This is a genomic window from Streptomyces sp. NPDC051020 (genome assembly GCF_040683105.1).
Taxonomy (GTDB): domain Bacteria; phylum Actinomycetota; class Actinomycetes; order Streptomycetales; family Streptomycetaceae; genus Streptomyces.
In genome coordinates this window covers 1-10,183 of the sequence record NZ_JBFBCG010000137.1, presented here as the reverse complement: position 1 = coordinate 10,183, position 10,183 = coordinate 1, and the positions used below count along the sequence as shown (strand labels likewise).

General features: G+C 66.6%; 9 protein-coding genes. 1 reads left to right on the top strand and 8 read right to left on the bottom strand.

The annotated features are described in order from the left end of the window. Window positions 1-326: 326 nt before the first annotated feature. Window positions 327-776 carry a phosphotransferase gene (locus tag AB0N06_RS36325; RefSeq protein WP_366138964.1) on the bottom strand — a complete coding sequence of 150 codons (450 nt, stop codon included), beginning with the start codon at window positions 774-776 and terminating at the stop codon, window positions 327-329. A 343-nt stretch (window positions 777-1,119) separates the two neighbouring features. Between AB0N06_RS36325 and AB0N06_RS36320 the strand changes: the two genes are divergently transcribed. Then, window positions 1,120-2,085, top strand: coding sequence for an NADP-dependent oxidoreductase (locus AB0N06_RS36320; RefSeq protein ID WP_366138962.1), 966 nt, complete (start codon window positions 1,120-1,122; stop codon window positions 2,083-2,085). Window positions 2,086-2,222: 137 nt separating this feature from the next. On the opposite strand, the gene AB0N06_RS36315 is transcribed toward AB0N06_RS36320, so the two are convergent. From AB0N06_RS36315 to AB0N06_RS36285, 7 genes are all read right to left on the bottom strand, one after another. Beyond that, complete coding sequence (locus AB0N06_RS36315) at window positions 2,223-2,651, bottom strand: VOC family protein (protein ID WP_366138961.1); 429 nt, start codon at window positions 2,649-2,651, stop codon at window positions 2,223-2,225. Between the two features lie 626 nt (window positions 2,652-3,277). Next, window positions 3,278-4,150 carry a hypothetical protein gene (locus tag AB0N06_RS36310; RefSeq protein WP_366138959.1) on the bottom strand — a complete coding sequence of 291 codons (873 nt, stop codon included), beginning with the start codon at window positions 4,148-4,150 and terminating at the stop codon, window positions 3,278-3,280. 64 nt (window positions 4,151-4,214) lie between these two features. Next, window positions 4,215-5,549 carry a Dyp-type peroxidase gene (locus tag AB0N06_RS36305; RefSeq protein ID WP_366138958.1) on the bottom strand — a complete coding sequence of 445 codons (1,335 nt, stop codon included), beginning with the start codon at window positions 5,547-5,549 and terminating at the stop codon, window positions 4,215-4,217. A 20-nt stretch (window positions 5,550-5,569) separates the two neighbouring features. Then, window positions 5,570-6,508 carry a hypothetical protein gene (locus tag AB0N06_RS36300; RefSeq protein WP_366138957.1) on the bottom strand — a complete coding sequence of 313 codons (939 nt, stop codon included), beginning with the start codon at window positions 6,506-6,508 and terminating at the stop codon, window positions 5,570-5,572. Between the two features lie 118 nt (window positions 6,509-6,626). Continuing rightward, window positions 6,627-7,160, bottom strand: coding sequence for a hypothetical protein (locus AB0N06_RS36295; protein WP_366138956.1), 534 nt, complete (start codon window positions 7,158-7,160; stop codon window positions 6,627-6,629). 543 nt (window positions 7,161-7,703) lie between these two features. Further along, complete coding sequence (locus AB0N06_RS36290) at window positions 7,704-7,889, bottom strand: ferredoxin (RefSeq protein ID WP_366138955.1); 186 nt, start codon at window positions 7,887-7,889, stop codon at window positions 7,704-7,706. A 31-nt stretch (window positions 7,890-7,920) separates the two neighbouring features. Further along, window positions 7,921-9,117 carry a cytochrome P450 gene (locus AB0N06_RS36285; RefSeq protein ID WP_366138954.1) on the bottom strand — a complete coding sequence of 399 codons (1,197 nt, stop codon included), beginning with the start codon at window positions 9,115-9,117 and terminating at the stop codon, window positions 7,921-7,923. Window positions 9,118-10,183: the final 1,066 nt, after the last annotated feature.

Sequence of the window (10,183 nt, the reverse complement as noted above, 5' to 3'; positions counted from 1 at the left end):
CGAGACCGCCGTGGCGGCATGGGAGGGTTGCATCTCGGAAGTGCCTTGCTGATCGTGCCTGATGTGGTCCTAGAGAAACCCCATCATCGCAGGTCACAAGGCACTTCTTCGATTCCGGAAGCACTATCCACGGGCATCAAGCCGGTGGATCCGGGCTGAGCACGAGACACGTCGGCATGTCGGTGATTCGCCGACGATTCCGGGGTGCCGGTCGGTCTAAGGTCGCTTTGTCGGGACTGGCTGAAGTGCGGGCCAGCGAGCGAGCATTCGTTGGCGCATGGCGGCGGTGAGGCTGCTCACCCCGCTCAGAGGGCTGTGGCTGGCGGTCAGCCGGCGCCCGTGGCGGTGTGGAGGTCATTCCCACGACAGGGATCCCCGTGGAGAAGAGCGTGGCCGGATACCTGGCCGAGCCGGTTCACGAGGCCATCGAGTTCGTCGGAAACGCCAGGCATGACAGGAACGTGGAGAGCCACGGCCAGCCTGAGGAACGAGTCGATGTCGGCCTGGGTAGGGCCCTGCCATGGGGGAAGTACCCCAACGTCCTCCGGACGGGCGGTGGCATGCAGCCGTGCCAATGCGGCTGCGTAGTCGACGATCCGGTCGCTGGATGGGCGTTGGTGATCCAGATGCTCCAGCACCAGCACCCGCTCGCCGGGATCGGTGGCCAGCAGCGCGGGCACCACGGGCGTTTCAGCTCGGGCGGCGAGCCGCAGGGCTGTTACCTCGCGGACGAATCGTTCGTCGGCATCGGGGCCGTCGGCGATCTGCTTCACCACTGCCGATGTCCCGGGCAGCTCGACGCGCCACACACGTGAGCGCGGGCTGCTGCCCAGTCTGCGAGAGCGCCTGGGTGATCCCAGCTCGGCCCGCAACTCGTCCCCGAACGTCAGTCGCGACCACAGGGGCTCATCCTTCCACGCGGCCGAAACGAGCGTGTGGCTACGGCGAGCAACCAGCTGTCCTGCTTCAATTCGCCCAGGACCAGCATGCTGCAGAACACGCCGTTGCAAGAGCGGGTAGACAACCGAGAGGGCCTGATGAGGAGCGAGCCGCCGCCCAAGGAGTGATTGGGCCGCTATGACCGACTGAGGTCGGTCCGATCACGGGAGTGATCTCCTCATGACCAGTACGATGCACGCCGTCCGGGCCCACCGGCGGGGCGGTCCGGAACAATTCGTCTACGAGTCGGCCCCATGCCCCGAACCGACCACCGGCGAAGTGCTCGTCGCGGTGTACGCAGCCTCCATCACCGCCGGCGAACTCGAATGGGACGCCAGCTGGACCGACAGCCTTGACGGGACGGGGCGCGACCGAACGCCGACCATTCCCTCGCACGAGGTCTCCGGCGTTGTGGTCGAAGTCGGTGCCGGAGTGACCGATCTCGCTGTCGGTGACGAGGTCTACGGGCTGACCCCCTTCACCCGCGACGGTGCGGCAGCCGAGTATGTTGCCGTTCCCGCAAGCATGCTCGCCGCGAAGCCGTCCCGGTTGGACCACGACCGCACGGCCGCTGTACCGCTCGCGGCTCTCACCGCATGGCAGGCATTGGTCGACCATGCCGAGTTGCAACCGGGACAGCGCGTCCTGGTTCACGGCGGCGCCGGCGGCGTGGGCACCTTCGCCGTGCAGATCGCTACGGCCCTGGGCGGGCGCGTGACGGCCACCGCTTCCTCGCGTGACATTGACTTCGTCACCGCGCTCGGCGCGCAGCGGGTCATCGACTACCGGGCCGAACGGTTCGAGGGCCTGGTACGGGACGCGGACGTGGTGCTCGACCTGGTGGGCGGAGAGACGCAGGAGCGCTCCTGGGCGACGCTGCGGCCCGGCGGAACCCTCATCAGCATCGTGCAGCCCCCGGACCCTGAGAAGGCCGCCACCCACGAAGTCCGAGCCCTATTCTTCATCGTCGAACCCGACCGGGCCGGTCTGGTGGCCATCGCAGAACTGATTGACGAGGGCCGTCTGACGCCGGTGGTGGACCGCGTGGTGCCACTCACCGAGACCCGCGCGGCCTACGAGGTACTTGTGACCGAGCACCCGCGCGGCAAGGTCGTCCTCCATGTGGACGGCAACCGGGGCCTCTAGGTTCTGTCGTCGAACCGCCGTCTGCCGTCAGTCGCATGGCGTCTGGCACGCACGCCGGCAACGTGCGATCGCACACCAGATGCGGCGTGGCCGTCCTTCGAGCGACGACGGCAGTTCGACGACAGGACCTACTACACCTAGGGGCGGAGGTAGGGCCGGGTCATGATCTCCATGTTGTGGCCGTCCGGGTCGTCAAAGTACGCGCCGCGACCGCTGAACAGGCGGTTGATCTGACCGGGTTCGGTGTGGCTGGGATCGGCGTAGTAGGTGACTCCAACCGCTTCCAGACGGGCGATCATGTTGTTGAACTGTTCGTCAGGCACGAGGAACGCGTAGTGCTGCGACTGGATCGGCTCGTCACGCTTCTCGTAGTAGTCGAGCGTCACCCCGTTGCCGAGGTCGACGGGGAGGAGCGGCCCGAATGGAGCACCGACCTGCAGCCCCAGTATCGCGGCGATGAACTCGGCCGACAGCTGCCGGTCTGTGGCGTAGACGGCGGTGTGGTTCAGCTGGACGGCGGTCGCCATCAGTGCGGATTCGTGCGGGTAGTTCTTGTTGTTCGGCATGTGTGAGGTGTGTCTCCGGGTTTTGGGATCCGCTGGGATGGGCGCCACATACGGGCGCCAGGCAGGAAGACGCGGAAAAGGGGGCGGGGCTCTTGCCCGCCTCGCCATCACGCCGAGACCGGGAACCTCACTCGTGCATGGCTCATGGCCGACCCGGCAGTCACCTGAAGAACCTTAGTCATCACCACGTGCTGAGGCAATGCCGTTCCTGGGTTGTGCGCCGGCAACCGGTCCGATGCCGCTGGATTCCGTCAGACTCAAGCGCCATGCTCTGCGCCGTCAACGAGAACGCCTTTTGGCAATTGATCGAAGACCTGGACCACGGGGACACGGCAGCGAACTGTCGGGCGAGGCATGCCTTTAGGCCGGCGTTGTGGCCATTCCCCACACCCGCGACCCGGGCCTCGCACCTGACCTGTGCCACCGGCCTCTGCACTCGGCTCCGGCACACGCCGACCACCCGCTGGAGGACCTGTGCAACGACGTCGAGATGCCCGAGCGGCTGCGAATCGTGGACCTTGGCTTGCGATGCGGCGGCGCGCCGGGCCGTCGGCCCCGAAGGAGGAGTGCCGGAGAGCGTGCGCGTGGCATTGCTCGTGAACCACGCGTGGCCTGGGCAACGTGCTCTACGGGTTTCCGGGGCCGCTTCGTCGGCTGCTGAGCAGGGTAGCGATCGGCAGGGCTGCCGCCAGGCCGCTCAGCAAGGCTGCGGCGAGGGCGCCCAGGATGGCGGGCTGGTCGGCGAAGGCGATGCCGATCGCGGCCAGGGCGGGCCCCGCGTTGCGTACGGCGGTGACACCTCCCATGGCGGTGCGGCGCACCGGCGGCCCTGTGGACAGCAGTGTGCCGACGGCGAAGGCGGCGGCCGCGAGGACGAACCCGGCCAGCAGCGTGCGTGAGCCGAGCAGCGCGACGACGTTCTGCCAGTTGCCGACCAGCATGCCCGCCAGCACGATCAAGAATGTCACGTTCGAGACCGCGGCCGCGGTGGGGTGCCACGCCTGTGCGCTGGGTGTCGCGTAGCGGCGCAGCAGCAGGCCGATAACGAACGGAACGAGCTGCAGGAGTGCCACAGTCCGTACCAGCGCCCCCACGTCGAGGGAGATGCCTGTGCCGACCTTGGCGGCGATGAGGATGCCGTTGACGGTCGGGGCGAAGGTGAGGCTGCCGATGGCTGCAAGCAGCACCTGAACGGCCCCGGCTGCGACGACGTCGCCTTTTTGCACCATGGCCAGCTTTGCGCCGAAGGGGCCGCCCGGGGAGGAGGCGACCAGGACGAGCGCGATGAACGACGCGGTGGGCAGACTGAGCAGGGCACCGATGCCCCAACCGAGCAGTGGGATGGCCACCATGTTGGCGATCAGGGACAGCGTCAGCAGTGGGACGTTGGTGAGGACGCCCCGCAGTGCCGCGACGGTGGCCCCGAGGCCGGCAGTGAACATGGTGGCCGCGATGAAGATCACGGTGACGGCGTTGAACAACAGGTGCAGGGTGCCCATGAGGCATGTCTCCTCGGGCTGCGGAGCGCCTCGGAACGGTGCCACGGTGCGCGTGACCGCAGTGTCAGTCCTGGAGATCGCCGAGCCAGCGCAGGGCGTTGAGGCCCGGCAGGAAGCAGTACTCGCCGCCGCGGGTGACAACGAACCGCGGCAGTGGGGGCAGATGTCGTCGCACCGGCCGCTGGGGAATGGTGTAACCGGTCACGCCGTCGTGGGATCCCGTGACGGGGTCGCGGGCGTTGCCCCCGCCGAAGAAGACGCTGTCGTTCATCCACTCGGACTGCACGAATTCGAACTGACGCCCGAGATGGGCCCCGATGAACGCGAACATCAGGCCGCGGTCGGCCCCGTCGTCTTCCATCAGTCCTTCAGGCAGCGGCGGACCGTAGGCGGCGCCGCGTCTGATCATGCGGTGGAGTCGCACTTCGCCCGCCACCGACGCGTCGCGGGGGTTGGCCCGCCGGATGTGGCAGCCGCTGGGCGTGGTGAAGCCCACCGGATCGTCCTGCTCGTACAGGAAGGTGTTGCGGCGCTGCGGGTCGGCGCCGAGAGCGGGGTCGTCGTGCTGCGGACTGAGCGCCAGCGGTGCACCGCTGCGCCAGCGTCCCATGATCTTGGCTGCCAGCAGTTCCTCGTCTTTGGGGCCGGTGGCGTTGTCCCGCAGATAGCGCCGGAAGAGGGCGACCCGCTGGTGGAGTTTGCGGAAGACCGCGTAGCTGCCGTTGCGTCCCAGTACCTCCGGCTGCAGCGTGTGGATGCCGCCGATCTCGTCCCGGTAGCCGAGCACGAACTCGCCGGCCTTCAACGGCACCTCCAGCTGGTTCGACCCGGCGATGCCGCTTCCTTCGACGGCAGGATGGCTGACGCCGTCGCGGTAGCCGAAATGCTCGGTCTCCGTGGGCAGTGCGTAGCAGTCCTGCCGCCAGATCGCGGTCACCCCGGGGAGCCGGTCATAAGCGGCGCGGGCCCGATCGAGGGCCCCCTCCAACCGCGTGGCATCGGGCGCGACCGCCGTGAGCACGACATGGACATCCGGTGTGCCCAGCGGTGCTTCCCAGCGCTCGGGGGCGCTCTGGCCGACATCACCCAGCGCCTGGGCGCGGGCGGCCATCCCTTGGCGGAACTCCCAGGCGAACGTGTCCACCGATGCGCGCGGCACACCCAGCGCCTTCAGCCCGTGAGAGGTGACCGCGATACTCACCCACGTCTCCCCCAGGGGGCTGGCCGAGTCGACGGCGGAAGTCACCACCGCACTCGCGCGCCGCATCAGCTCCCGTCCATGCGCCCGGTCATCGATACGGAACACCACATAGGTCGCCGCGTAGGGCGTAGGGCGAGGGCTGAGGACCCCGCGCTGAATGTCGTCGAGCTCCAGTGCGGCTCGCGCGTTCGTGCTCACATTCGCGCCTCCTTGCGTCACTACTTTGTGACGAGGTTCCGCCAGAAATTCCGCAGACTCTCGTCGCCGCCGAACAGCGAACTGAAAATCGTGGAGTCCGCCAGCAGCACATCGCCGGCCCGCTCACTGCTCGGGGGCATCCACAGGAACATGTTGAACTCGGTGTTGCCTGCCTCGATGAACGGATGGGGCCTGGAGGTGTCGATCGGCTGCCGCGCCAGCAGCTGAATGACATCCGGCTCGTCGCTCGTCACGGCGTAATGCGGAAGGTGCTGGTGGAAGTTGAAGTTCGTCACCCCGTCCAGCCAGCCTCTCGTATCCGCATCGCGGACCGCGGAGAACGGGGCGATTCGGTTCGGCCCCTGCACGGCGGGACGGAGTCCGTAGCGGTTCTCGATGGGTACCCCGAGTCCCTGCATCAAGCCCCGGACATAGGTGGCGAACCGCTGCTGGCGGGGAACCAAAGGATCGCCGTGATGGCGGTATTCGATCTCCCGCACTGTCAGATCGTCCGATGCCCCGACGTCATGGTGAGGTCCCAGGACCAGACGGGTGTCCTCACGTTCAAGGAATGCGCGCAGCGCCTCAATCTCACCGGGTTCGGGCTCTTGTCCTGTGATCATGTGATCCAGCCCGAATACGAACAAGGTGTCGGTGTCCGCCAGTACCCGCTCGTCGAGCGGGGTATGGAAACCGGCCTGGTCGATGCGTTGGTATACGGGGACGGGATGTCCGGTGGTCTCCTCGACGAACTGCTGGAACGGCACCCAGGCCCAGAAGAACAACTCCAATGAACCGGCGATGCCTTGCTGGAACCGCGACGGCTCGGACCACTTCGGGTCCTCGTAGGCGGGCCAGGTCACACGCCGTACCTCGGTCATGGTGGAGAACCGGTTGTCCAGCTCGGCAGGGTTCCTGCCCGCCTCCGCTGGATAGCTCCACGAGACGTAGACGCTCACCCGTCGCCGACCAGGCGTGTGTTCACGCGGGATGTGGTTCTGATTGTAGGTACGTGCGGTCGTAACCTCGTTCATCTCGTCTCCGATCCACAGTGGGACGAGCCTGCGGCAGCCGCTCTCACTGCAGTTGGTCGAGCATCTCCGACAGCGCGCTCTTGATCCGCAGAGCCTTCTTGATCTCGTCGGCCGTCACGAACGGATATTCGCCGTACTCGATGAAGCTCGGGCAGTGGTGTTCACGCACGAACCTGACGAACGCCTCGGGGTTGGTCTTCCAGTCCTCGGGAAACCCTTCGAGGTTCTCGAAGGCCGTGCTCACCCCCGCCTTGCTGAAGAGGGCGACGGCGTCCTCGGTGTACTTGTCGAAGTCGGTGTCGAAGATCCCCTGATACATGAAACGAGTGTCGTCGTCGAAGAGTACCCAGCGCAGGTAGTGCAGCTTCAGCGGCGCCAGAAGATACGGATCCCGCTCCAGCGCCTCGGCCAGGGTGTTGCCGTGCTCACGGATTGCCTCGGCTCGGCCCGGCTTGACCTTCGCGACGATGGTGAACCCGTAACACGCCGGTGTCTTCGGAAATACGGGGCCGTACTTCCCCTGCTCGAGATCGCCCGTCTCCTTGGGGATGACAGCCGCCTGCGGCTTGATCTCCATATCTGCTCCCTCCCGCCACCTACCGGCTGGGAACAACTCCTCTCATCGTGCCACGCAGCCACTCCATCCGCCTGATGAGCAGCACCGTCGTGATCAGGAGCCTCGCGTGCGGGCAACCCCGTCGGCAGCCTGGACGGAGCGGGCCGCGGGGGGTGGTCAAGGGCAGTTCCGAACAGGGGCAGCCGGACGGAAGCCGAGGGCCTCGCGGATCTGCGTACGGTGCTCCTTGGCCGACCGGGACGACAGGTCCTACTTCGCGAGGTCAGCCGCCGGCAGCTTCACGAGGACGGCCACGTGGTCGACAGCGGCCTGCGGGAACGCCTCGCCGACCGTTCACCTGGTCCTGAACACGCGGTGCCCCTGATTGCCGGGGGCGGTCAGCGGTAGCGAGTATCCCGCAGGCTGCCTACGCCCTGCGCAGGATCCCCGCGGCAGGCGCGGGTGCGGGGCTTCTGTCCTGTGTGCCGACGCCACCCGGCGACAGCGGCCGGGGGGACCGGCCGTCAGGAACAACGTGGTCCACTCAGCGTGTGGGCCGTGGGGCTATGCGATCGTGATCGCTTGTACGGGGCAGGCGCGGGCCGCCTCCCTGACGAGGGGGCCGGCGGCGTCCTCGTGGTCCGGCAGCAGTTTGCTGAAACCGTCGTCGTCCTGGGTGAAGACTTTCGGCGCGGCAAGCACGCACTGTCCGGCGCCGATGCACACATCCGTATCGATACTGATCCGCATCACAACAGGGTCCTTTCCGTTCGGATTTCGGTCACCACGCCACGGGCAGTTCAACCATGCCTTGGACAGTGTCACCCGGTTTGAACGGGATATCGTCGGCGGGTACCGCCAGCCGTAGTCCCGGAAGGCGGTCGAAGAGCGTGCGCAGCGCGATCTCCATTTCGGCCCGCGCCAGATTCTGGCCAAGGCACTGATGGATACCGAAGCCGAACGCGACGTGGTTGTGCGAATTCCGTCCGAGGTCCAGTTCGTCCGGCGAGGGATATGCGGCCTCGTCCCGGTTGATCACGGACGTGGACAGGATGACGCCGTCCCCGGCCCGGATTGTCACCCCGCCCACCTCGATGTCCTGCGTAGCCACCCGCGACATTCCGTCGGCGATGGAGAGGAAGCGGAGCAGTTCCTCGACGGCAGTAGGCATCAAGTCCGTGGAGGCGCGCACCCGGGCCAACTGGTCGGGATGCTGCAGCAGAGTGAAGGTACCGAGGGAGATCATGTTCGCGGTCGTCTCGTGACCGGCCACGAGCAGGATTTCGGCCAGTCGGACCAGTTCGTCGTGGTCGACAGCCCCGGTGTCGAGCTGTTGGACGATGAGCTCGTCGAGCAATCCTTCGCCGGGGTCGGACCGTTTGCGTTGGATCAGGGCTCGGAAGTAGTCGTCGAGTGCGTCCCGCGCGGCCTCGATATCGCTGGCTGCGGGACCGCGCAGCAGCCTGCGTGACTGCGACTCGAAGAACTCGTGGTCGGCGTAGGGCACCCCGAGCAGCGCGCAAATGACCATGGACGGAACGGGCAGCGCGAAGGCACTGACCAGATCGGTCGGTGGGCCCTGCTCGATGATCGTGTCCAGCAGTCTGTCCACGGTCTCCTGGATCCGCGGCCGCAGGGCCGCTGTGCGCTTGACCGTAAAGCTCGGAATCAGCATCCGTCGTTGAACGTTGTGCTCGGGGTCGTCGAGACCGAGCAGTTCGACGCGTCGCGAAGTGGTCGCTGCCACCCGCTCGGTGAGCACGGGAAACGCAGGGTTCTCCCGGTCGGCCGACAGCCGCGGGTCGACCAGCAACGCTCGCGCCTCCGCATGCCCGGTCACGAGCCACACGGTGCGGCCGTCGAAGAGCCGGGCGGGCGACACCGGCTGTGGTCCTCGATGCGCAGGCCGGTACCCCGTCGGCGGGTGGTAGGGGCAGGTTCGGTCCTGCGGAAAGGAAATGGTTTCAATGTCTGCCATGGCGGACCTCGCATACAGGGTGGGGGATTCCTGCCGGCCTCTCCCCACTGGATGCCTCAGGCACCCAAATGGTCTAGTGAGTGTTCGGCCAACTCGCTGTGGACCGTTGATTCCGGCTGCTGCCTTGGCCGGGCGCTGAGAGCCATCTAGGTGATGCGCCCGGATTTCCGTACGTAGTTGGGCACGCGTCGCCTAGGGAATGCGTGCCTGTGGACCCATGAATCAGGACTGCACCGAGAACGGGCGACAAGGTCGGCCATGTTCTGCACGTGCGGTGCTGACCCACATACCTCCTACATGCTACGGAATCCGATCTCGGGTGCCACGCCGAGATTCACGAGAAGGGAGGGTGTCCGACCATCTGCTGAATGGGGAAGGACGGGGCGCCGTCCCCTGCACACGGCAAGAGAGCCGATGGCTCTTGAGGCAGCCTGTCTGCCGCACCGGGCCGCGGTAGGGACGGTTCTTACGGCGGTCGGTCGCACCTTCGTCGACCTCACGGATGCGAATCTCACCGTCCGCAACCGCATCCGTCGGTCCCGGACGGCCCACCGCTGGCGCGGCTCGCCCGAGACAACGCCTCTGAGCTCGCGCGTACCTCGTCTCTCCTCCCCCGAGGAGTGGTCCTGCGCATACGTCCCCATCCATGGTCAGCCCGCCCCGCACTTCGTCAGCCGGGGCGAAGACTGAGCTTTGTTGCCCCTGAAAAGTCTTCCCCGCCCCCGCCGCGCCCCCCTGCCACCTGCTCGCTACGGCAGAGGAGAACCGTTCCAGGGGTATCCCTCCCGCACTTGACACCGTGGCGGAGCTCTTAACTTCGTGGCATTGGTTGAGATACGGCTTCTGATAGCAGGACAGGCACGAGCCTGCCGGTGATCGCTGAGCTTGGAGAACTCCGTGATCACCGCGGCTCGTGCCTGCTCTTCATCCGGGGGCACTACTGACCGCCGGTGCGCGCCTACTGCCGGACGCTCTTAGCTTGGCTTTAAACCCCACCAAGATCATTTCTTGGTGGGGTTTGTCGTTCGCCTGACAGCTGAGCGGCCTCTGCTTGATCATGTGTTTC